The sequence below is a fragment of the Bartonella sp. AA126HLJHH genome (assembly GCF_042197425.1).
In the GTDB taxonomy this organism is placed as follows: domain Bacteria; phylum Pseudomonadota; class Alphaproteobacteria; order Rhizobiales; family Rhizobiaceae; genus Bartonella.
Window position 1 is genome coordinate 305,087 of the sequence record NZ_JBHIRU010000001.1, and the last position, 22,286, is coordinate 327,372.

General features: G+C 38.8%; 20 protein-coding genes and 1 pseudogene. 12 read left to right on the plus strand and 9 right to left on the minus strand.

Translation table 11 applies throughout. The features are described from left to right. Positions 1-61 precede the first annotated feature (61 nt). From ACFIQC_RS01075 to rpsP, 4 genes and pseudogenes are all read left to right on the plus strand, one after another. Positions 62-718 (plus strand): carbonic anhydrase, encoded by a 657-nt coding sequence (locus tag ACFIQC_RS01075; RefSeq protein WP_375706616.1) that lies wholly within the window; start codon positions 62-64, stop codon positions 716-718. Positions 719-948: 230 nt separating this feature from the next. Next, positions 949-2,517 carry a signal recognition particle protein gene (gene ffh / locus ACFIQC_RS01080; protein WP_375706627.1) on the plus strand — a complete coding sequence of 523 codons (1,569 nt, stop codon included), beginning with the start codon at positions 949-951 and terminating at the stop codon, positions 2,515-2,517. A gap of 24 nt (positions 2,518-2,541) precedes the next feature. Further along, positions 2,542-2,870, plus strand: a pseudogene (locus ACFIQC_RS01085) (chorismate mutase). A gap of 16 nt (positions 2,871-2,886) precedes the next feature. Further along, positions 2,887-3,261, plus strand: a complete 375-nt coding sequence (rpsP, locus tag ACFIQC_RS01090; protein WP_375612227.1) for a 30S ribosomal protein S16 — start codon at positions 2,887-2,889, stop codon at positions 3,259-3,261. 136 nt (positions 3,262-3,397) lie between these two features. Here rpsP and ACFIQC_RS01095 read toward each other — a convergent pair whose 3' ends face one another. Beyond that, complete coding sequence (locus tag ACFIQC_RS01095) at positions 3,398-3,613, minus strand: DUF1674 domain-containing protein (protein WP_375612228.1); 216 nt, start codon at positions 3,611-3,613, stop codon at positions 3,398-3,400. Between the two features lie 83 nt (positions 3,614-3,696). On the opposite strand from ACFIQC_RS01095, the gene htpX reads away from it, so the two are divergent. The 3 genes from htpX (at position 3,697) to ACFIQC_RS01110 (ending at position 7,965) form a co-directional block, all read left to right on the plus strand. Then, the gene (gene htpX, locus ACFIQC_RS01100; protein WP_375612723.1) at positions 3,697-4,743 is read left to right on the plus strand and encodes a zinc metalloprotease HtpX; all 1,047 of its coding nucleotides are present in this window, start codon (positions 3,697-3,699) and stop codon (positions 4,741-4,743) included. Between the two features lie 47 nt (positions 4,744-4,790). Continuing rightward, complete coding sequence (locus ACFIQC_RS01105; protein WP_375612722.1) at positions 4,791-6,155, plus strand: RsmB/NOP family class I SAM-dependent RNA methyltransferase; 1,365 nt, start codon at positions 4,791-4,793, stop codon at positions 6,153-6,155. Positions 6,156-6,219: 64 nt separating this feature from the next. Beyond that, the gene (locus ACFIQC_RS01110; protein WP_375706617.1) at positions 6,220-7,965 is read left to right on the plus strand and encodes a heparinase II/III family protein; all 1,746 of its coding nucleotides are present in this window, start codon (positions 6,220-6,222) and stop codon (positions 7,963-7,965) included. 919 nt (positions 7,966-8,884) lie between these two features. On the opposite strand, the gene ACFIQC_RS01115 is transcribed toward ACFIQC_RS01110, so the two are convergent. The 3 genes from ACFIQC_RS01115 to ACFIQC_RS01125 form a co-directional block, all read right to left on the minus strand. Next, complete coding sequence (locus ACFIQC_RS01115; protein WP_375706618.1) at positions 8,885-9,037, minus strand: DUF1127 domain-containing protein; 153 nt, start codon at positions 9,035-9,037, stop codon at positions 8,885-8,887. 345 nt (positions 9,038-9,382) lie between these two features. Then, entirely contained in the window at positions 9,383-11,002 is a 1,620-nt protein-coding gene (purH, locus tag ACFIQC_RS01120) for a bifunctional phosphoribosylaminoimidazolecarboxamide formyltransferase/IMP cyclohydrolase (RefSeq protein ID WP_375706619.1), read from the minus strand. A 701-nt stretch (positions 11,003-11,703) separates the two neighbouring features. Then, positions 11,704-12,486, minus strand: coding sequence for an SURF1 family protein (locus tag ACFIQC_RS01125; RefSeq protein WP_375620947.1), 783 nt, complete (start codon positions 12,484-12,486; stop codon positions 11,704-11,706). 296 nt (positions 12,487-12,782) lie between these two features. Here ACFIQC_RS01125 and rpmB point away from each other — a divergent pair, with 296 nt between their 5' ends. The 4 genes from rpmB (at position 12,783) to ACFIQC_RS01145 (ending at position 16,217) form a co-directional block, all read left to right on the plus strand. Beyond that, a complete protein-coding gene (gene rpmB / locus ACFIQC_RS01130; RefSeq protein ID WP_375612235.1) occupies positions 12,783-13,100 on the plus strand; it encodes a 50S ribosomal protein L28 in 318 nt (105 codons plus the stop codon). Between the two features lie 120 nt (positions 13,101-13,220). After that, the gene (locus ACFIQC_RS01135; RefSeq protein ID WP_375706620.1) at positions 13,221-13,904 is read left to right on the plus strand and encodes a VUT family protein; all 684 of its coding nucleotides are present in this window, start codon (positions 13,221-13,223) and stop codon (positions 13,902-13,904) included. A 556-nt stretch (positions 13,905-14,460) separates the two neighbouring features. Further along, a complete protein-coding gene (locus tag ACFIQC_RS01140) occupies positions 14,461-15,312 on the plus strand; it encodes a DNA adenine methylase (RefSeq protein WP_375620949.1) in 852 nt (283 codons plus the stop codon). A gap of 8 nt (positions 15,313-15,320) precedes the next feature. Further along, the gene (locus ACFIQC_RS01145) at positions 15,321-16,217 is read left to right on the plus strand and encodes a HaeIII family restriction endonuclease (protein WP_375632434.1); all 897 of its coding nucleotides are present in this window, start codon (positions 15,321-15,323) and stop codon (positions 16,215-16,217) included. Positions 16,218-16,266: 49 nt separating this feature from the next. Here ACFIQC_RS01145 and cobT read toward each other — a convergent pair whose 3' ends face one another. The 3 genes from cobT to ACFIQC_RS01160 form a co-directional block, all read right to left on the minus strand. Then, on the minus strand, positions 16,267-18,162 hold the full coding sequence (cobT, locus tag ACFIQC_RS01150; protein ID WP_375677719.1) for a cobaltochelatase subunit CobT: 1,896 nt from the start codon (positions 18,160-18,162) through the stop codon (positions 16,267-16,269). Between the two features lie 14 nt (positions 18,163-18,176). Beyond that, on the minus strand, positions 18,177-19,157 hold the full coding sequence (gene cobS, locus ACFIQC_RS01155; RefSeq protein WP_375612717.1) for a cobaltochelatase subunit CobS: 981 nt from the start codon (positions 19,155-19,157) through the stop codon (positions 18,177-18,179). A gap of 202 nt (positions 19,158-19,359) precedes the next feature. Further along, positions 19,360-19,980: a J domain-containing protein gene (locus tag ACFIQC_RS01160; protein ID WP_375606021.1), complete on the minus strand. Its 621-nt coding sequence runs from the start codon at positions 19,978-19,980 to the stop codon at positions 19,360-19,362. 124 nt (positions 19,981-20,104) lie between these two features. On the opposite strand from ACFIQC_RS01160, the gene ACFIQC_RS01165 reads away from it, so the two are divergent. Beyond that, on the plus strand, positions 20,105-20,377 hold the full coding sequence (locus tag ACFIQC_RS01165; RefSeq protein WP_375612716.1) for a BolA family protein: 273 nt from the start codon (positions 20,105-20,107) through the stop codon (positions 20,375-20,377). Here the strand turns inward: ACFIQC_RS01165 and ACFIQC_RS01170 are convergent. Together ACFIQC_RS01170 and ACFIQC_RS01175 are read right to left on the minus strand one after the other, a co-directional pair. After that, positions 20,374-21,363 carry a tyrosine recombinase XerC gene (locus ACFIQC_RS01170; protein WP_375706621.1) on the minus strand — a complete coding sequence of 330 codons (990 nt, stop codon included), beginning with the start codon at positions 21,361-21,363 and terminating at the stop codon, positions 20,374-20,376. The two genes, ACFIQC_RS01165 and ACFIQC_RS01170, sit on opposite strands and share 4 nt — an antisense overlap. A 3-nt stretch (positions 21,364-21,366) precedes the next feature. Next, a complete protein-coding gene (locus ACFIQC_RS01175; RefSeq protein ID WP_375632437.1) occupies positions 21,367-22,188 on the minus strand; it encodes a SapC family protein in 822 nt (273 codons plus the stop codon). Positions 22,189-22,286: the final 98 nt, after the last annotated feature.

Here is a 22,286-nt window from a genome sequence, read left to right on the forward strand (position 1 = left end):
ATAGTTTGTTTTTTTAAATATACAAAATGAAAGTAAAAAAAGAAGCAAAAGTAAAGAGAGAATGGCGCATTTACCAGAAAGACTTTTAAGTGGTTACCAAAACTTTATAAACAATCATTTTTTATATAAAATAGCAGATTATCAGCAATTGGCGATTGAGGGGCAGAAACCTGAAGTTTTGGTCATTGCTTGTTGTGATTCGCGTGCAGTACCAGAAATGATCTTTGATGCTAAGCCAGGGGAAATTTTCACTCTGCGCAACGTGGCGAATGTGGTTCCTCCTTTTTCTCCTGATGACCAATATCACGCAACATCAGCAGCTCTTGAATATGCTGTGCAATTGCTTGAGGTGAGACATATTGTCGTTTTTGGTCATGCCCATTGTGGAGGCATTCGTACTGCTCTTAATGAGACATATAAATCTTTATTATCAAATGATTTTATCGGTCAATGGATCAGTCTTTTAGCACCAGCAGCAGAAATCGTTTTGAATAATAAGTCGCTGTCTTGGCCAGAAAAACAGACGGCATTAGAGCAGCTTTCTATTCGCCATTCGTTGAGAAATTTAGAGACGTTTCCGTGGATAAAGCTTCGCAAAGATCAAGGTTTTTTGACATTGCATGGTGTTTGGTTTGATATCTCTAGCGGAAAATTATGGAGCCTGGAACAGGAAACAGGTTGTTTTATGCGTGTTGAAGTTGAAAGCTTTGAAGTATAGTATTTGTTGTTTTTATTTCTTCGTATAAAAAGATATTTTATGATAAAACTTGACAAAGCTGGGGTTTTATTGTTTGAAGGAGCAAGCTTTCAGTGACAAAATTAACTTGGAGCCACCGACTGAGACCCCAGTTTAAGGGTATAAAGAGATCTCAGAGGTCAACATCCGACGGCGCGATGCGTTCTCGGATGCTATTTTGGTTTGTTTGTTATGCAACAATGAGGTAAATGATGTTTGAATCCTTGCAAGAGCGACTTGGTTCTATCCTGTCTCATTTGACGGGACGTGGCGCTTTATCGGATCAGGATGTTGTAGAGGCGCTGCGTGAAATTCGTCGCGCTTTATTGGAAGCTGATGTTGCTCTTGATGTTGTGCGCTCTTTTACCGATAGAGTTCGGGAAAAAGCTGTTGGGGCCGAAATCGTTAAATCAATTAAACCAGGCCAAATGGTGGTTAAAATTGTTCATGATGAATTGGTTCATATTCTTGGAAATGAAAGCGTTCTGAGTGATTTAAATGCACCAGCTCCAGTTGTTATCATGATGACTGGTTTGCAAGGTTCGGGAAAAACAACCACAACAGCAAAGCTTGCAAAACGTTTTACTGATAAGCACAATAAAAAAGTTCTCATGGCGTCATTAGATACACGCCGTCCCGCTGCACAGGAGCAATTGCGCCAATTGGGAGAACAGGCAAAACTTGCAAGCTTGCCTATTATTGCGGGTCAGCTGCCCGTTGATATTGCATCACGTGCCGTACAGGCTGCTAAATTGGGTGGTTATGACGTGCTTCTTCTTGACACAGCAGGACGTAATCATATTGATGAAGCTTTGATGCTCGAATTGGCTGAAATTAAAGCATGTTCCCTTCCTCATGAGATTATGTTGGTGGCTGATAGTTTGACGGGGCAAGATGCCGTTCATCTTGCTCGTTCTTTTGATGAGCGTGTAGGGATTACGGGGATTATTTTAACACGGATGGATAGTGATGGGCGTGGTGGCGCTGCTCTTTCTATGCGTGCTGTTACAGGTAAACCAATTAAAGCAATTGGAACTGGTGAAAAAATAGATGCTTTAGAAGAATTTCATCCCAGTCGTATTGCTGATCGTATTCTCGGAATGGGGGATATTGTTTCTTTGGTTGAAAAAGCTGCTGAAACAATGGATCACGAGAAAGCTGCTGCTTTTGCAAAAAAAATGCAAGCCGGAAAATTTGATCTGAATGATCTTGCAGAACAGTTGCAGAAAATGAAAAAACTGGGTGGAATGGGCGGTATTATGGGCATGTTGCCAGGAATGGGGAAGGTCAAAGAGCAGATTGCGGCTGCGGGGTTTGATGATCGTTTGTTTGATCGTCAATTGGCCATTATTTCATCTATGACACCCAAAGAGCGGGCGAATCCAGAGCTTTTAAAACATAGCCGCAAACAACGAATTGCTAAGGGGTCTGGTACGACAGCGGCTGATATTAATAAACTTTTAAAGATGTATCGCCAAATGGCTGATATGATGAAAGCCATGGGTGGTAAAGGAAAAAGTGGTTTTATGGGAAAAATGTTGGGAGGCCTTGGTTCCAAAATGGGTTTTGGTGGTATGGGAAACTTGGGAGGGGATTCTCCAGCTATACCGGATTTGTCGGGATTGGATCCAAAGCAATTCTCAATGCTTCAAAAGCAAATTGAAAATGGTAATGGAGGGAAGCTCTTGCCCGGACTTCCTAAGCGTGGACCTACATTTCCTGGTCTTTCCAATGGCATTGTCGATGGGGGAAATTTTCCTCAGCATCCTAAGAAAAAATAAGATGTAAAGAGGGAAAGGGATATAATGCAGGAAACAGTATTAAACGAATTAGCACATTTACGAGCATCCATTGATAATTTTGATGCAACCTTGATTCATATCTTAGCAGAGCGGTTTCGTTGTACGAAAGCTGTTGGGCGCTTAAAAGCCCGTTATGATTTGCCTAAAGTAGATCCTCTGCGTGAGCAATATCAGGTAGCGCGTTTGCGGCAATTGGCTATAGATAGTCATCTTGATCCTGATTTTGCTGAAAGATTTTTAAAATTTATTATTAAAGAAGTTGTGAGTCATCATGAAGTTATTGCTGAAGAGCAAAAAACAAAAAAGTCAATTTAAACGAAAGCCAGAGCTGACAATAGGAGATAAAATATGGCATTGAAAATTCGTTTGTCCCGTGGAGGTTCAAAAAAACGTCCTTACTATCATATCGTCGTTGCAGATGTTCGTAGTCCGCGCGATGGGCGGTTTCTTGAACGTGTTGGTGCATGGGATCCAATGTTGCCTAAAGATGGACCGAGGGTGAAACTTAATGAAGAACGTATCCAATATTGGCTTGGGCAAGGGGCTCAACCAACAGATCGCGTTTTACGGTTTTTAGATGCAGCTGGCTTGAAAAAGCGTCCAACTCGTAATAATCCACATAAAGGTGAACCGGGTAAAAAAGCACAAGAACGTATAGCAGCAGCAAAGCAAGCGGCAGAAGAAGCAGCGGCAGCGGCTGAAGCAGAATCTGCTACAGCATAAGAAGCATGATTGTTTAATCAACGTGTTTTTAAAAGCTTTAGAAAAATAAATATTATCCGTTTTTGTCTATCAAAAACGGATTTTCTTTAAAAAGCTGCTTGTTTAAATCCGCGCTGTTTTTTTTTAATCAATGGTTTTAAAAATCAATGGCGCGGCCTTTAATTTCCCAGTCTCCATAGCGGGAAGGATCTTTGCCGCCGCGACCGCCGTTTTCTAAAGGTTGTTCTTTTTTTGCTGCGTGTTTTCGTCTTTCTTCAGCTTCTTGGAGAGCGCGTTGTGCTGCGGGAGAAAGAGATTGCTGTTTAACGTCAGTTGCATTTTTTTTGCTTGTTTTCTCATCTTTTTTATTCATTTTACACCTATTCCATTGAAGAAGCAGAAAGAAAACACCATCATATAGTATTGATTGACTTTTATCATGGAGTTTTTTGAGTAATGAATATAATGCGTACAGCTATGCTTTTGGCTTTTTTAACTGCTCTCTTTATGGGAGTTGGTTATCTTGTTGGAGGGGGTGGTGGCATGGTCATTGCTCTTTTGATGGCAAGTGGTTTAAACTTTTTTTCTTATTGGAATTCAGATAAAATCGTTTTACGCATGTACGGGGCGCGTGAAGTTGATCAGCATTCAGCACCAGTTTATTATAAGATTGTAAGCGATTTAGCACAAAAGGCTTCTCTTCCTCAACCAAAGGTTTATGTTATTGAGAATGCACAGCCAAATGCTTTTGCAACGGGACGTAATCCGCAAAATGCAGCTGTTGCTGCAAGTACTGGGTTGTTAGAGCGGTTAAGCGCTGAGGAAATTGCCGGCGTTATGGCGCATGAGCTCGCACATATTGAGCATCGTGATACGTTAACAATGACTCTAACCGCAACGATTGCAGGGGCAATTTCAATGCTTGGTAATTTTGCTTTCTTTATGGGAGGACAGCGTAATTCTTCAGAAGATTCTCATGGCGCTGGGGCAATTGGAGGATTTATTGCATTGCTCGTGGCGCCTTTTGCAGCGATGCTGGTGCAAATGGCGATTAGCCGTACACGGGAATATGCTGCGGATCGTAGAGGGGCTGAAATATGTGGTAATCCTTTATGGTTGGCTTCGGCATTGCGTAAGATTGCTGATGGGGGACGTGGGGTATATAATGAAGAAGCAGAGCATAATCCAGCAACCGCGCATCTGTTTATTATTAATCCTTTGAGCGGTGAGGGAGCGGATAGTCTTTTTTCGACACATCCAGCAACTGCAAATCGTATCGCTGCTCTTTATCGGCAAGCAGAAGAGATGAAAGGGGCTCTTGCCAAAAGTGTGGGATGGAATAAAGAAGACGCTATACATGAAAAAAGCAGCGGGATGAACTATGGAGATTTTCATAGTGGTCAGGCTCATGCATTAGGTGAGCAAGAAAACAGTTCTTTTCAGCGTGTTACAAAACGTCCTTCTTGGCTTCGTTATGAAAATTCAAAAAGATCTCGTTCATAGAATTATTGAGAGAGCTCTTGAGAAAACTGTGATATAAAGGTGGTGTTTTGAAACACAAAAAAGCGGGGCATGTGTCTGAAAAAAATGTTCCAGGATTAGCTGTTCGACAGGTGTGTGTGCGTCTTTTGGGGGCGGTAGTTGATAAGTACACGCCTCTGTCTGGTTTGACGGATAATGAACACGGACATCCACAATATTTGAAGCTTTCACAACGAGATCGTTTGTTATGTCGGGCTATTTTAACAGCTTCATTGCGTCATCGAGGGCAGATTATGGCGGCTCTCTCACGCTTTTTGGCGCGTCCTTTGCCTTCACAAGCACTTTCACTTCAGCATCTTTTGCATATCAGTGTTGCACAAATTCTTTATCTTGATATTCCCGATCATGCGGCTATTGATTTAGCTGTGCGTGTGGCGAAACTTGATCCTCGAATGCGCCGTTTTTCAGGGGTGGTGAATGCTCTTTTGCGCAATGTTGCACGTGAGGCAGAGCCTTTACGCCAACAAGTTCCTACCATTGAAGGTGTGCCAGCGTGGTTTGGACAGCTTTTAATATCAGCTTATGGAACAGAAAAGGTACATCAGATTATCGCAATTCAAAGTGTGGAACCTCCTTTCGATTTGACAGTGAAATCTGATAGTGGTGGATGGGCTGAAAGGCTTGGCGGTGTGGTATTGCCCAATGGTTCTGTTCGATTGAAGCGTCTGGAGTGTTCTGTTTCTGATTTACCAGGCTATCGTGAAGGGTCTTGGTGGGTCCAAGATTTTGCAGCAGCTTTGCCTGCTTGTTTACTTGGGAGTATTGAGGGTAAACGCGTTGCTGATCTTTGTGCGAGCCCTGGAGGAAAAACAGCACAATTGGCTTTGCAAGGGGCTGAGGTGACTGCAATTGAGCTTTCTGCTAACCGCATAAAGCGTTTAAAAGAAAATATGGAACGGCTTCATTTTTCAGTTCATATTTGGCAGGGCGATGTGAAAAATTTCCATTCAACACAGCTTTTTGATGCGGTTCTTCTTGATGCTCCTTGTTCTTCTACAGGAACAATCCGTCGTCATCCAGATATTTTATGGACGAAATCGAGGGAAGATATCGTCAAGTTAGCGGCGTTGCAATATGATTTGCTTGTCGCAGCAATTTCTTTGGTAAAGGAGGGGGGGCGGATTGTTTTTTCCAATTGTTCATTGGCAAGAGAAGAAGGTGAAGATCTTATTGAGAAAATTTTATCGATACGCAATGACATTGTTTTAGACCCTATTTATCCAGAGGAAATGGGAGCACTGGAACATTTGCTTTGTGGGGGGATGTTACGGACAACGCCTGCGGATTTTTGTCATAAAAATTTTGATGCTGAGAAAACCGTATTTTTAGGAATGGATGGTTTTTTCGCTGCGCGCTTACGAAAAATTGCTTAATTAACGCTTCATTTACAAAAATGGTCGAAATTGTATTTGATTCAGCATAAATGGAGATGAAATTTTGGCGGTTGCGGTAAAAGCTCCTCAGGTAAAAGTGGCAGCCTGTATCGATACGATACAGAATGTTATGCGGCGTTTATGGGTTGGACCATTGTTTCGTTGGCGATTTTCAGGGTTTCGTCCTCATAAAATTTTAGCGCATCCCATGGATTTGCATGTAGCTGATCCGATGATGGCGCATGAATTTTATCATGGTCGTTTTGCTTTTGCTGGTCACATTGTTCATTCTGGTGCTGTTTCGCCGTTTTCATTGGTTCCACCAACGCTAGAATGGGAAGCGGCTCTACATGATTTTCATTGGTTGCGCCATATGGAGGCAGCAGGAAGTGATTTAGCTTCTGCACATGCACGCTCTCTTTTAGAAGACTGGTTTGACCATGCTGGTAAGAAGGTAAAAGGGCTTGCTTGGAGTGATCCTGTTGTGGCGCGGCGCTTGATTTCATGGATTTGTCATTCGAAAATGTTGTTAGAAGGGGCAAGTGAACGGTTTGAAAAACGCTTTTTACGTGCACTTGGTTTGCAATTTCGTTATTTGCGCGTAACAGTTTGTAGTATGGAGCACAATGATCAACGTTTACAAGCAGCAGTGGCTTTGACATTCGCATCTCTTGCTTTGCCTGTTTCAGCGGCAGTGAAAAAAAAGGTACAAACCACACTTATAGAGGAGCTTTCCCGTCAAATCCTAGTTGATGGTGGGCATATTTCCCGTAGTCCTGTTATTTTGCTGAATTTGTTATCGGATTTATTGTCGTTACGGCATCTTTTTATGCGTAGCAATGAAACAGCACCCCGTATTTTGATTGATTCTGTTGAGCGTATGTTGCCAGCTTTACGATTCTTTATCCATGAGGATCAAACGTTGGCCCATTTTAATGGGGTTGGTCCCCTTGTATCGGAACGGTTATCATCACTTTTGGAGCTTGATGAAACAGGAGGACATCCTTTTAGTTATGCCCGTTATTCAGGATTTCAGCGCTTAAAAGCCAATCAAACAACAGTGCTTGCAGATACAGGAAAGTTTCCACCTCGCTCTGTAGCACAGCAGGCTTGTTCGGGGTGTTTGTCTTTTGAAATGTCTTCACAAGGGCACCGTTTTATTATCAATGCCGGTGTTAATCCTGATGGGCGGGAAGAGTATCGACATTTAGGGCGTGTTACTGCAGCACATTCAACAGCTACGCTTAATGATTGTTCAGTGGGTGCTTTTTATCATAAAAAGAAAAATGGCGCGCCATTTTTGTTTGATGGACCAACAGATGTTCAAGTGTGCCGTATAGAGGATTCAGAGAAGACAGGTTTTATTGCGAGTCATAATGGTTATGTGCGACCCTTTAATCTTATTCATGAGCGTGGTCTTATTTTGGCGACAAATGGAGATACGATCGAAGGTTTTGATCGCTTTTTTATGCCAAATAAAGGGAGAAAGAGACACAAGAGTGTGCAAAATGAACAAAATTATGTTGCTGTTCGGTTTCATCTTCATCCACAAGTTGAAGTTAACTATGATGGCAAACGTGTGTGTTTAGCCGTAAAGAATGAGAACGTGAAGAGTGAACAAATATGGTATTTTATATCGCCTGACGCAGATATTTGTCTTGAAGATTCGATTGATTTTGCAGAATTAACAGGTCCACAACGGACACAACAGATTGTTTTATATTTTCGTTCTGCATTTCAGGAAAAAGTTCGTTGGCGTTTTATCCGTAAAGCGTTTGATAAAAAATTAGAACATTGTTCCAACCCATAGTATATTGCGTTTTATCTTGCGTGTCGCAAAACATTATTGTTTATTGTGGTAATATTCTCAAAATTTGAAGATCATATCAATTTTATACACGAAGCATTTTTTGGGAGTATGGGTTGGATGTTTTTAGGCAAGGTTTGCTCATAGAATCTCATGAGGTGATGCTAAAGGAATTGGCTTCAGAAAAAAAGGTTTTTGAAAGACCATTGTTGACAGATGAGTACTAGTTAAGGATTTTGATCCTTTAAAGATATAGAGAGAAAATTAAGTCGTTCTTATCTTCGATAAATTTTTAAGTGTGCTGTTGGGATCAATATTTCTCTCTGAGAGAGTTGCATTAATAGGATTACGTTCTTCACGAAAAACAGAGCGCTATTGTATTGTATATTCACGAACTTATTTTAAAGAAAAATTCCTTAACGCTTCCAAGCTATTTTGCGACGATGCCCGTGATGGGTATAACGGTAAATCCATTAAGCCCCCCATCTTTATGCTTATGAAGGAGCAGTTCGGCACTATCACACTATTGATCAGTGCCAATGTTTGTAACAGTTCTTGGCACTAGAGATGGTTCATAAGAGGCATTTTTAGCTTTTTCTTAATAGCTTTTATCCATACAGCTCCCCCGCTTGTAACGTGCAGGCGAATGGTTTTGGTTGATTCAACATACATAGATTTGAAATGGAAGAATCTTACGGTGTTCGGGGTTCTAATTTAATATGAATAACGCTAAATTATCATTATAAATCAAATGTTGTACATTACAGAAGCACTGAAAATTTGAGAAACAATACATTACAATGGTCGAGAAAAACAACTCTTCTGCTCTTTGTTATTATACTAAAAATGAAGTTATAATAACAAACCACAAAATGCATGCTTTTTCATAGCAAAGCATTCTCTCAAATATTTCAAACAACTTTCATAAAGATTTACGCGAATAACGTCGTGCAATTGAATCAATATCACCTCGACAAATTCTAAGATCGCTGAGTTCATATGTTGAAAGACGACTTAACGCATTAACGGTTCGACGATAACGGCGCCAATTACTATAAAAACGTAGAATATTCATATCCTCTACTCAAACTTTTCATTACACTCTTTAGTTTAAGAATAGAGTATATTACTAAAAAGAGTTGTGTTATAATATCATAGCAGGTATGCATCTAATACAAGATAATGTCCCTTTAACATTTTTCTCATGCGAAAGGGTAACCATTAAAAATATCAACAAGAACATCTTATCCCTAACCAATGGCTAAATTATGTGCATTTTCTGCGGTGATAAACTTTTTCACGTGTAGCTTCTTTGGATTGAATAACTGCTTCCATTTCAACAGTTATCAATAGTCATACGATAATTATGAAAAATTCCTTGAAACATTTGTCTCATACGAAAAGAAAAGCAGCAAAACTATTAATGGCGGAAGTGACGTGTTCCTGTAAAAACCATCGCTAACCCCTGTGCATCAGCAGCGGCGATAACTTCTTCATCACGCATGGAGCCTCCTGGTTGAATAACTGCTGTTGCTCCTGCTTCAGCTGCTGCTAATAAACCATCAGCAAAAGGAAAAAATGCATCTGATGCAACAACAGATCCTTTTGTGAGAGTTTCTGTTAAGCCTGCTCTTTGCGCACTTTCTGCTGCTTTACTTGCAGCAATTTTTGCTGAATCGATGCGGCTCATTTGTCCGGCTCCAATTCCAACTGTTGCGCTATTTTTCGCGTACACAATAGCATTTGATTTAACGTGCTTTGCTACACGAAAAGCAAATTGAAGATCACGCATTTCATCTTGAGTTGGTGCCCGCTTTGTCACTACTTGCAATTTAAGATCATCGACTACCACGTTATCACGTGATTGTACTAAAATGCCTCCTGCAAGTGTTTTCGCAAGAAGTCCTCCACAGCGTGGATCAGGAACTCCACCTGTAATGAGCAAACGAAGATTTTTTTTCTTGGCAATAATTTCACGTGCCGCCATTGTGGCATCAGGAGCAATAATCACTTCTGTAAAAATTTTAACAATCTCTTCAGCACATTCCTCATCAAGGGTTTGATTTAAAGCAACAATTCCACCAAATGCCGATACATTATCACACATAAGAGCTTTCAAATAAGCTTCTTTCAAATTTTCTCCTTCCGCAACACCACAAGGATTGGCATGTTTAATAAGAGCGACAGCAGCGGTTTTTTGCGGATCAAATTCTGCCACAAGTTCAAAGGCTGCATCTGTATCATTCAGATTGTTATAAGAAAGCGCTTTGCCTTGTAAAAGTTTTGCTGTTGCAATACCAAAACGTTTTTCATTATTGCGATAAAATGCTGCCTGTTGATGTGGATTTTCTCCATAGCGCATAACACTTTCAAGATGACCAGAAAAACTCTGCCACGATGGAGTTTCAATTTCTAAATCCCTTGCAAACCACGATGCTATTGCTGTATCATAAGCAGCGGTGTGTGCATAAGCGCGCATTGCTAGCTGATGACGCATAGATAAACTTAAACATCCATTATGCTGCTTTAATTCAGCTAGAATCGAATCATAATCTTTTATCGCTGTTACAACACCGGTATAAGCATAATTTTTTGCCGCGGCGCGAATCATCGCCGGTCCACCGATATCAATATTTTCAAGAATCGTTTGCCCATCAGCGCCCGATAGGATCGTCTCTTCAAAAGGGTAAAGATTCACCACCAAAAGATCAATTCCATGAATGCTGTTCTTTTCCATAGCTTCCCTATGGTTAGGATCTTCTCTTACCCCTAACAAAGCACCATGAATCAAAGGATGGAGTGTTTTTACACGCCCATCCATTATTTCAGGAAATCCGGTAACTTCAGCAACATCTTTTACGGGTAAACCAGCTGCTATGAGGGTTTTTGCTGTTCCTCCTGTTGAAATCAATTCAACATTGTAAGTAGCATGAAGGGCTTGTGCAAAAGCAACCACACCCGTTTTATCAGACACAGAAAAGAGAACACGACGAACCCGATGAAGATCAGGTATGGGAAAATTTTTGGCAACAACACCCATAACAGCAGCCTTAAAAATGAAAGAGTTAAAATTCTAGTAAAACACGCTTATACGTTTATAGCATAAGCCTTTAGCAAAATACACTGAAAGGATAAACTGTCTTTTTAGAATATAGGATGATTCACCTTTTTCTATTATCCTGTAAAAACCTCTCATTTGAGGTGTGGTGATAGGTATAAAAGTCTCATTGAGACATTAAATATTTTTTTGTTGCTTATAACTCAATATCTCATCTTCATAGCAGTTTTGAAACAAAAAATGCATCCGTATGTTCTCTGCTATATTAGCCTTTATACTAGATGAAGGCGAAAGTATTGCATATATCAATTGGAGTAATCTCTGAAATGGGAAATAATCTAATGAAGCAAGAATATAAAATTATAAAGGCAAAAATGAGTGCTCATCTTTCCTATCATTTTTAAATTTAACTTTATATTTTTCAAAAGCGTTTATGACAATTCTTTTTAAGAGTGAAGATAATGCATTTCTTCACATTTTAGGGCATTACATCTTTAATGAATCAACCCTATTTTATGACGATTTTTTGAAAAGTGTCGCGTAAATCTTTTGTGGATGGTATAAAGATCTATTGTATGCCTATGATCTTTATTTAACAAAGGCGCAAGTTGGTAGATTTTATTCTTTTTATCAGTTTTCAAGATTCTAAAAATTTTTGTTACTTGAGATGGAAGAGGTATTTTTTAGTTTTTTTGCCGTAGCAGAAAAAGAAAACCTCCTAACACACCAGCAGCTAAAATAAACCACGTGATTGCATAAACGAGATGATTATTTCGAAAATGGATAATCGTAAGACCAACGACGGGAAGTTTTGCTTGTGGAGATGTTTTTCTGGCATCAATGAAATAAGGGGCAACAGTGGACAAACCAAGTTTTTGTGCCATAGCGGGGAGATCGCGCGTATACCATAAATTTTTGTCAGGATTATTTTTACGCGGGAAAAATCCATTTTTTTCACTCATGCGTAATAAACCTATAATCGTTGTTTGTTCTGTGTCTGTGGTAGAATTTTGCTGAGATAAGGCATTTGTATGCGATTGCTCTGTGTTTTGAAAATTGTTACGTTCATCCATGGGGATAAAGCCACGGTTGATAAAGATCAGTGTATTATCAGCAGTTTGTAAGGGAGTCAAAACCCAATAGCCTGTAGTATTTTGAGCGGCAGCAGTGACTAAAATATTTTTATCTGTTAAAAATTTTCCTGTGATAATAACAGGTTGATATTCATATTTTTCAAAAGTAACATCTGACCATTGATTTTTTGGAGGGGCTTTTATGGGGGGCAAATGAATGCGCTGATTGGTACTGGTGATAAGATTTGTTTTCCAGTTTAACCGTTGTACTTGCCATATACCTAATGCACTGAAGAGAAGAAAAAAACAAATACATAAAGTTCCAAATAAAAAAGAAGAAAAACGGCAAGAATTTCCCTGAAGCTTTGTCATGGGGGGGTCTTTTTTGCTCATGATTTGTGCTTCCTTTCGGGACAATAGGCTTTTATTCTAACATGGTATATATTAAAAGAAACATTTTGTACGCTTTTTGGCAGAATTTGCACGCCTTATTGAGGAAAAAGATGAAAAATGAGCCAACAAGAGATGAAAAAGGTTTTATAAAAGACTTGACCTTTTGTTGTCGACCCCCTATTAGAAAGAAACTTCCCAATGATGCCCGTTCAAGGTTGCATTGCGCGTGTTTTGCGTTCATTGTGTCCTTTGGGTATGGGGATTTGAAAGTTTCTTAGAGTTTAAGGGTGAAGTTTATGTCTCGTGCATGTGAATTGACAGGGAAGACGGTTCTGTATGGTAATAATGTTAGCCATGCGAATAATAAGACTCGGCGTCGTTTTTTACCAAATCTTTGCAATGTGACATTGATTTCAGAGGTGTTACAGCAAAGTTATCGCTTGCGTATTTCAGCAAATGCATTGCGTTCTGTTGAGCACCGCGGTGGTCTTGATGGTTTTTTGATTAAAGCAGACGATAAAGAGTTGTCGCAACGTGCGCGTTTGCTAAAACGCCAAATCATTAAGAAAAAAGCTGAGCAAGAAGGTGAGCAGAAGGCTGAACAAGCAGCGTAATTTTCAGCGTTATTGTTTTTGGCTTATTAACGCTTTGATTTCGGTTTTCTGTTCTAGAAGTTAAGTTTTTTGCAGGTTGATCGTTTCATTTTATTGGTTCCATATCCCAGGTTAAAAAAAATGTCTTCAAGCGGTCTTTTATTAGAACAGCAAAAGAAAAGGTATGTTGTTTTTTCTATTTTTGCAATGTGCCTTGCTGTCACGGCTTCTAATATTTTAGTTCAATATCCTGTCTATTGGTTTGATTTGAATGCGCTGTTGACTTATGGGGCTTTTACCTATCCATTTGCTTTTCTAATCAATGATTTGACCAATCGTTTTTATGGTCCATCTGCTGCGCGGCGTGTGGTTTATGCTGGTTTTTTTACGGGTGTCTTTGTTTCTTGGATATTGGCGACACCACGGCTTGCACTTGCTTCTAGTTTTGCATTTTTATTTGGGCAACTCCTTGATATTGTGGTTTTTACTCCTTTGCGACGTAAAACATGGTGGAAAGCACCTTTAGCAGCAGCGTTGGTTGGTTCAGCTTTGGATACAGTGCTGTTTTTTGCTCTTGCTTTTTCTAGCTCGTTTGCTGTTTTTGATAAGATAACAGGGTATGCAGATAGTTCACTGGTGGAGAGTACTGTTTTGGGAGGGATAGGCATGCCAGTTTGGCTATCGCTTGCTTTTGGTGATTTTTCGGTAAAAATTATTATGAGCCTGTTTATGTTGATTCCTTATGGAACAATTCTTAATATTGTAAAGCTTCCTCTTTATCAAAGTCCTTCAAAGGATGATTCTTCTTTTGTTTGTAACAAATAATGGTCTTTGTTCTTTTGTTTTGCTAAAGAAGAGGGGAGGGGAGTTCTGTCCTCTAAGGGCAGAATTTAAGCGGATTTATAAGAGGTATTTTGATTCTTTTCTCAAGTTGTATTTATCCATACATCATCTATGCTTACGATGTGTAAGGAAATGGTTTTGACTGATTCAGTATGGGATAAGAGCATCTTATCAGCATTAAAAACAGATAATAAAGCTCTTATAAAGGATCAAAAATGTTTTGTTAAGAGTTGTGATGTCTTACTTATGATTATTTGAGCTATAAGAAACTTGGTTCTTATAAAGGAAAAAACATTTCGATATACATTTGGGTAGTATATAAATAGAAAAATAAATACCAATGGTATCAAGTCTTTTTTGACAGTTTTAAAATTTGGTTATACTGATATTTATCATTATTTTAGTAACAAATGTTTGTGCAGATATGTTAATGAATTTACAATTTGTTATAATGCGATCTCTGTAGAATTTGGCAAACGCTTCGAGTGTTTATTTTAGATAATTGTAGGTTAGAAATGCGATACTTGGAGCTGATAGTATGAATAAAATGATAAATCAAACAGATCATACAGAGGCTTTATTTGATAATTTTGTATTAACTTCCTTGAAAAAACAGAGAGAGACTAGGGAGTTGCCTATTGTAAAATCACCTCTTCGTTATCCGGGAGGGAAAAGTCGTGCTGTTCCTATGATTATTAATAACTATATAAGGAAACAGAAAACTTTATGTTCTCCTTTTGTGGGAGGCGGTTCAATTGAATTAACCTTAGCAAAAAGAGGAACAAGGGTTTATGCTTATGATGCTTTTAAGCCGCTTGTTATTTTTTGGCAGATGCTTTTGAAAGATGCTTCAGCTCTTGCAGAAAAAGTGAGAGAATATGAAGATATGACTCCCGTAATGTTTTATAATCTCCAAAAAACTTTTGGGAATATTAAAAATCAATTAGAGATTGCTGCCGTTTTTTTTGTTCTTAATCGTTCTTCTTTTTCCGGAACGACACTTTCTGGTGGTATGTCTCCAGGACATCCCCGATTCAATTATCGTTCTATTGAACGGCTTAAAGATTTTAAGATTGAAAACTTCATAGTGGAACACAGAGATTTTACAGAAAGTATTCCTAAACACTCTAACGATTTTCTTTATTGTGATCCTCCGTACCTTATTAATCAAAAACTTTACGGTCACAAAGGCGATAAACATAATTCTTTTGATCATCAAGCTCTTGCTGAACTTTTGAGAAAGCGTCAAGGATGGGTTTTATCTTATAATGATTGTGTGGAAGTTAGAGAACTTTATAAAGGACATACAATACTTAATCCTGAATGGACTTACGGTATGGGAAACAATAAAAAATCAAATGAACTCGTAATTTTGAGTAAGGATCTTTAGGAAATTGCATGAATCAGGTAGAAAATGGAAAAGCCTTTGAATATGCTTTGGCTATGGGTTTTAAAAAAGCAACAAAGGCTTCTATAGAGTTTAATTCGTCGTTTCAAATAGCGGAGTCTTTTTATAATTTATTTAATGATACTGAAAAAAGGCTTTTAAATCTTGCTTCTATTGAAGCAGCCGTTTTTTTACAGTTACATGATAAAAATATTAGAAACACGAAAACTATTGTTCTTCAGGAAGATTTTGTTGGGATCAAAGGAGATGTCCGTGATATTATTTTAAAAGTTCCTGAAAATCCTATTGGTATTTCTGCAAAACATAATCATAGCGCTATCAAACATCCTCGCCTTTCCAGTAAAATAGATTTTGGTAAAGAATGGACAGGTTATTCTTGTAGCAGCGTTTATTTCAATGAGGTTAGGCCTATTTTTGATTATTTAGCAGAGCTTAGAGATAAGAAGATGTTCTTTAGAGATATAGAGGATAAAGACAGCAGAGTTTATCTTCCAATCCTAGAAGCTTTTTCTAAAGAACTTCAAAGGCTTTGTTTAGATTATCAAGATAAATTTGTGAAGCTATTGTTTCAGTATGTTATAGGTTCTTATGATTTTTATAAGATTATGATAGATACAAGATCTAAACAAAAACGGGTTATTATTCAGTCTTTTAATTTGAATGGCACTCTAGGATATGGTCGTAAATGGAAAATTCCAAGCAAAATTTTATCCGTTTCACTAAAACCAGAAAGTAAAAACAAACTCATTATAATTTTTGAAGGTGGTTGGAGCATTTCTTTTAGGATTCATAATGCATCCAGTAAAGTAGAAGCTTCCTTAAAGTTCGATATTCAATTTGTGGGATTATCTTCTCAGGTTGTTAGTCATCAAATTCCGATGGTTTAATGATAGAGATAATTTTTTAAAATGTAATCGTTGCTGATTCAAGGCAGGTTTATTTCTTATGAATATGAGTTCTTTTATCACTAAAAAGTATTTCTAATTGTTTTGTTATGGCGTCGGCGAGTTCTTCAGCATTCATAATTGTTACAGCACGTTGATAATAACGTGTGACGTCATGACCAATTCCAATGGCAATGAGTTCGATAGGGGAGTGTGTTTGGATTTCTTGAATCACTGCGCGTAAGTGTTTTTCTAAATAATTGCTGGAGTTGACCGATAGTGTCGAATCGTCAACAGGAGCACCATCAGAAATGACCATGAGGATGCGACGTTGTTCACGCCGTGATAAAAGGCGTTGATGAGCCCAAATCAAAGCTTCTCCGTCGATATTTTCTTTTAATAATCCTTCTTGCATCATTAAACCTAAATTGCGTCGTGCGCGACGCCATGGGGTATCAGCACTTTTATAGATGATATGGCATAAATCATTGAGGCGTCCAGGATTATGGAGTTTGTTTTGGGTAAGCCATTGTTCGCGCGATTTTCCCCCTTTCCAAGTTTTGGTGGTAAAACCTAAAATTTCAACTTTGACACCACAACGTTCAAGAGTTTGTGCCAAAATATCAGCACAACTTGCAGCAACGCTAATGGGGCGTCCGCGCATTGAGCCAGAATTATCAATGAGGAGTGAAACAACTGTGTCCCGAAATTGGGTGTTGCTTTCCATTTTAAAAGAAAGGGGTTGCATGGGGTCAATAATTAGACGTGGAAGCCGTGTTGTATCAAGATATCCTTCTTCAAGGTCAAAGTTCCAGTTGCGATTTTGTTGCGCCATCAAGCGGCGCTGGAGACGGTTTGCTAAACGTCCAACGATGTTTTGCAGATGATTGATTTGCTTATCAAGATAACGGCGTAAGTGATCTAACTCGTTTTCAGAACAAAAATCTGTTGCTTCCAAAATTTCATCAAATTGACGGGTGAAGATTTTATAATTGCCAAGTTTTTGCATTTGTTCCGAATCAGAAAAAAGGTGTTTGGGTTTGCTCGGCTTTTCTTGCCAAGGTCCATTTTTTTGCTCGCCGTCAGCTTGATCATTGTTGTTTGATTGTGTCGCTTGTATTTTTCCATCATCTTGCACATCACTTTCTTGTTCAGTGCTGGTTTGTTCTTCACTTTGAGCGTGTTTTTTGTTTTTACTCTCTTCTTCTCCTTGGTCTTGAGGTTCACACGCATTTTTTAATTTTTTATTGTTTTCACTGTTAGAAGCTTCAGTTTGTTGCACTGTCATTTTGAGTGTAACAAGCATTTGGCGAACAATCTGTGCAAAAGCTTGTTGGTTGTAAATATGATGTGGGAGTTCATTGAGTTCTGCTGCTGCTTTTTGTTCGAGTTCTTTACGCCACAATTCTAAGACAGAACCCGCTTCTCTTGGAGCTGCGCGCTTTGTTATTTTTTCACGCAATAAAAGTGCAATCGCTTCTTGGATGGGGGCTTCACTTTGGTTGCTAATTTTATGATAATGGGCTCTTTTGTATTTATCGGCGAGCATGACATCAAGATTTTTTGCAAGTCCCTCCATGGTTAAAGTACCAATTGCTTCAACACGTGTTTGTTCGAGGGCATCAAAGATAGCACGTGCTTCTGATTCTGGTGGAGAAAATTGCATGTGAATGCGGTTGTCATGCCATGCTTTGCGCAGAGCCATGGAATCACCTAGTCCGCGGGTAATAGTGATGTCTTTATTCGTTGCGTATTGAGGTAATTCTGGTAAACGCGCGCAACTTTCGCTTAAAGATGGTCGGTTATGACTAAAGGAAACTTCAAGGTTGTTTGTGCCTGCAATTGCACGCATACAGGTGGAAAGTGCTTTTTTAAAAGCTTCAGCATTAAGAGTGTTGTTGGAAGAATCTTTTGCCGGATTTTTGTTGTCGCCAATATCGGTAGCCATGAGTGACAGATTCCTTAAGGCGAAACACCATGAATGAGTGATTCGGGAAGCTCTTGTCCAAAGGCGCGTTGATAAAATTCTGCAACAGTGGCACGTTCGAGTTCATCACATTTATTGAGAAAGGTTAATCGGAAGGCAAAGCCGACATCTTGAAAAATTGTTGTATTTTCTGCCCAAGTAATGACGGTACGTGGACTCATGACAGTTGAAAGATCTCCATTGATAAAAGATTGGCGTACCATATCAGCAACATGAACCATTTGTGAAATTGTCTTTTTTCCCTCAGCCGTTTGAAAAGATTTGACCTTTGAACAAATGATATTAACCTCTTTATCATGGGGTAAATAATTGAGTATCGTAACAATAGACCAGCGGTCCATTTGAGCTTGATTGATCTGTTGGGTACCATGATAGAGACCGGTTGTATCACCAAGACCAATGGTGTTTGCCGTTGCAAAAAGACGAAATGCTGGGTGTGGAGAGATGACACGGCTTTGATCAAGTAAGCTTAGTTTTCCAGAGGTTTCAAGAACGCGTTGGATGACAAACATAACATCGGGACGCCCCGCATCATATTCGTCGAAAACAAGAGCAATATTATTTTGATAAGCCCATGGCAAAATGCCCTCTTTAAATTCAGTGATTTGTAAGCCATCTTTTAAAACGATAGCATCTTTTCCTACAAGATCGATACGACTTACATGACTATCGAGATTAATTCGAAGACAAGGCCAGTTAAGACGTGCAGCAACTTGTTCAATATGCGTTGATTTCCCTGTACCGTGATAGCCAGAAACCATTACACGGCGGTTAAAGGTAAAACCTGCGAGAATCGCTAAAGTTGTTTGCTGATCAAAAAGATAATCAGGATCGATATCAGGAACATGGGGACTTTTTGTGCTAAAAGCAGGGACTTTCAGATCTGTTTCAATATGAAATAGATCGCGAGCACAAAGTGTAATATCGGGCAAATTTTCAACGGTAAGATTTGTCATTATGTTTCTGGAAGGGAGAGGACGCTATTTATTCATTAGAAACGATACAAGAGTTAAAGTATTTATGCAATGCTCTATAATGAGAGCCTTAGATATTGAAGAAAGATTTTTTTACGTATTCTATAATGTTTTGCAAAAAAAGTAACATTTTGCGCAAATAATGATGGTCTAAATGAAAATAGACTCATATAAGCGCATGTTTTCAGCACAAACCAGACTTTTTTAGCAAATTGTAAGCATGTAAAACATCACGAAAGCGCTCTTCTGAAGCACGATTACCACCATTGGAATCAGGATGGTGCTTTTTTACCAACTCTTTATATTTCATTTTGATGTCTTCTGCTGAAGCGTTTGCCTGTAGTCCCAGTGTATCAAAAGCTTTTGCTTCTAAGGGCTTTAATTTTCGTGAGAACTTATTGCTTGAATGCTGCCCAGTAAAAAGCGTGAAGGGATCGCGCATGCGATTTTGATAGGCAGCTGTGCCAGAGCGAATCTTTGCATAATTCGCGGCTGTTTTTTTCGATGTACCATTGCTCAGATCTGTAGGCCATGTCGGACGATGTCCTGTGAGAGCATCCTTTTGAAATTTTGCGATATCTTTATTGCTAAGACCAGAGAAGTAATTAAAATTTTTATTATAGGCGCGTACGTGTTCAATACAAAAATATAAATATTGTCCTTCGTGATTTCGACCTGCTGGTGCTTTATGGGACCCTGTTTTTTCACAACCTTCCCACTGACACTGTTGTGCTTCTGGCTCAGCTTTTTGTTTTTTATTTGAGCTTATGCGAATTGAATCGAATAATTTAGATGTTATTGTCATATTATTGGTTTATGCAAAATTGATTAATTTTACAAGAATTGACTTTTGAAAAATTTGTTTTCACACTTATTCTATTATGAAAAAGGTGTATTTTTGCACGTTCATTTTGTTTGAGGAATGAAAAATGTTTATAGAAACAATAATTCAGAGAAAGCTTCAGGATGCTTTTCATCCGCAAAAGCTTGAAGTGATTAACGAAAGTCATCTTCATGAGGGGCATCCTCATAATGAACATGCTTTTGATGGTAAAGGAGAAACACATTTTCGAGTGAAAATTTTATCTTCTTCTTTTTCTAATATGACACGCGTAGAAATACATCGAGCGATTTATAAAGTTTTACAAGAAGAGTTAGCTACTTGTGTTCATGCTTTGGCACTTGAGGTTGAAACACTCTAATTTTTTGATGAGACGTTTTTGGAACGGGGATGGGCCTTTTGATAGATTTTTAACAAATGGTCTGTATCGACGTGGGTATAGATTTGTGTGGTGGAAAGACTAGCGTGCCCAAGAAGTTCTTGAATCGTGCGCAAATCTCCCCCCCGTGATAAAAGATGGGTGGCAAAAGAATGGCGCAGTGTATGAGGCGTTGCAGTTTCTGGTAAACCAAGGCTTGCTCGTAAGTTGCGTACAGTTTTCTGAATAATGGCGGGCTGTAGGGGACCGCCTCGCGCCCCACGAAATATGGGTTGGTTATCCACTAAAGGATATGGGCAACATTTGAGATAATTTTGTACAGCTTCGTAAACAATTTTGATGAGAGGAACAAGGCGTGTTTTGCCGCCTTTTCCTGTTATAAATAAACGTGTTTTTTCAGGATCAGAAAATTGTTCTGGTGTGAGGCTTAAGGCTTCTGATATTCGCATTCCACAGCCATAGAGAAGCATGAGGACAGCAGCATTACGAGCGCTAATCCAAGGTTCATTTTCCAGTTGATTTTCTTGTTTGACTATGTGAAGTGCTGATTTTATCGCTAAAGGTTTTGGGAGCAATTTGGGGTGTTTGGGGCTTCGGATAAGTTGAGCCGCGGGAACATTGACGATTCCTTCACGTGATAAGTATTTGAAAAAAGAACGGATGCCTGCCACCCCTCGGCTTAAAGAGCGCGCACTTACATTGTTTGTACGCCGATAAGCAAGATAAGCACGCAAGTCACTGATGCGTAAATGAGCAAGATCTGTAAGGGTTGGTGTATGGCTTAAGTGTTGACAGAGAAAAGACAAAAATTGCCGCGTATCACGTTCATAGGCGTGCACTGTTTGTGCTGACATACGACGTGTTTGGGTAAGACACTCTAACCAATTTTTCCTTGCGTTTAAAATTGCATGGTCTGCTGGAATGAGAGGAATATTTTCATCTTTTCTCTTGTCGTTTTTGATGGGCATTATCTAGTTGAGAGTTTCTTTCTTTTTAGCTTTTTCATCGTTAGAATGACCATTCTTGTTTTGGGGTTGCTCTTCACGATTGATAAGTTGCTTTTCACCTTTGAGAGAGAGTATTTTCACAAGATTGTGTGTTGACATCAAATGCGCAAAAATTAATCCTAAAAAGCCATTTTTATGAAGTTTGGCAAGTTGGCTTGCTGATAATTTATTCAATTTTTCTTCATCAACAACCCAAAAATGTTCCAATTGCGCTGAGAGACCTTTATCGTTTTTCACATTGATGGATTTTTGGCTTAGAAGATCCATTTCTACAAGAGCATCAATAAACTCAGAGGTTTTCTCCATAGCGATTTTAAAACTTTCAAGAAAGCGAATACGTTCTTCCATAAAAGGAGAAATAGAGCCATCGGAATTAAAAAGTTCTGTTCCTGCAACTTCATTAAACATACCGGACTGTTGATCAAAGCAGACAGAAAGTTCTTTTTCATTGCTAATTTGTGCCAAAACAAAAGGATAGCGACGGACAAAAGCTGGAACATAAGTATTGTTTTTCCAACTTTTATCAGAAGCGATATAGTCATTTTCGTCATTAGAAAGACCGACAAGAGCTGCGGATGTGTAGTGCCGTTTTTTTTGTTCATCTTCGGCGCACATAAATAAAATAGGATAGTCTAGCGCTGCTTGAAAATATTCAGTACTTGCTAAAGGAACCCAATGAGTATCCTTGGCAAAAGACATATCAGTTGGAGGAGCAAATTTTAGATTTTTATGGGAAATTTTGTTGATTGGTGTGATATCTTTGTAAAATAGCATAATATTTGCCATAAGACTTTCTCCTTTATTAATTTGTTTTTTGTTACCAAGAAAGGTCTTTTAGAAGATTGTCTCATATGGCAACAAGATTGAATAGAAAACTATAAGAT

Bases quoted from the DNA above. Each gene is read 5' to 3' on its own strand.
- rpsP (WP_375612227.1), top strand. From the start codon at position 2,887: ATGGCATTGAAAATTCGTTTGTCCCGTGGAGGTTCAAAAAAACGTCCT.
- ACFIQC_RS01160 (WP_375606021.1), bottom strand. From the start codon at position 19,980: ATGACAATAACATCTAAATTATTCGATTCAATTCGCATAAGCTCAAAT.
- ACFIQC_RS01135 (WP_375706620.1), top strand. From the start codon at position 13,221: ATGTCTTCAAGCGGTCTTTTATTAGAACAGCAAAAGAAAAGGTATGTT.
- ACFIQC_RS01115 (WP_375706618.1), bottom strand. From the start codon at position 9,037: ATGAATATTCTACGTTTTTATAGTAATTGGCGCCGTTATCGTCGAACC.
- ACFIQC_RS01140 (WP_375620949.1), top strand. From the start codon at position 14,461: ATGAATAAAATGATAAATCAAACAGATCATACAGAGGCTTTATTTGAT.
- cobT (WP_375677719.1), bottom strand. From the start codon at position 18,162: ATGGCTACCGATATTGGCGACAACAAAAATCCGGCAAAAGATTCTTCC.
- ACFIQC_RS01095 (WP_375612228.1), bottom strand. From the start codon at position 3,613: ATGAATAAAAAAGATGAGAAAACAAGCAAAAAAAATGCAACTGACGTT.
- rpmB (WP_375612235.1), top strand. From the start codon at position 12,783: ATGTCTCGTGCATGTGAATTGACAGGGAAGACGGTTCTGTATGGTAAT.
- ACFIQC_RS01125 (WP_375620947.1), bottom strand. From the start codon at position 12,486: ATGAGCAAAAAAGACCCCCCCATGACAAAGCTTCAGGGAAATTCTTGC.
- ACFIQC_RS01145 (WP_375632434.1), top strand. From the start codon at position 15,321: ATGAATCAGGTAGAAAATGGAAAAGCCTTTGAATATGCTTTGGCTATG.
- ACFIQC_RS01170 (WP_375706621.1), bottom strand. From the start codon at position 21,363: ATGCCCATCAAAAACGACAAGAGAAAAGATGAAAATATTCCTCTCATT.
- ACFIQC_RS01175 (WP_375632437.1), bottom strand. From the start codon at position 22,188: ATGGCAAATATTATGCTATTTTACAAAGATATCACACCAATCAACAAA.
- ACFIQC_RS01165 (WP_375612716.1), top strand. From the start codon at position 20,105: ATGTTTATAGAAACAATAATTCAGAGAAAGCTTCAGGATGCTTTTCAT.
- cobS (WP_375612717.1), bottom strand. From the start codon at position 19,157: ATGACAAATCTTACCGTTGAAAATTTGCCCGATATTACACTTTGTGCT.
- ACFIQC_RS01075 (WP_375706616.1), top strand. From the start codon at position 62: ATGGCGCATTTACCAGAAAGACTTTTAAGTGGTTACCAAAACTTTATA.
- purH (WP_375706619.1), bottom strand. From the start codon at position 11,002: ATGGGTGTTGTTGCCAAAAATTTTCCCATACCTGATCTTCATCGGGTT.
- htpX (WP_375612723.1), top strand. From the start codon at position 3,697: ATGAATATAATGCGTACAGCTATGCTTTTGGCTTTTTTAACTGCTCTC.
- ffh (WP_375706627.1), top strand. From the start codon at position 949: ATGTTTGAATCCTTGCAAGAGCGACTTGGTTCTATCCTGTCTCATTTG.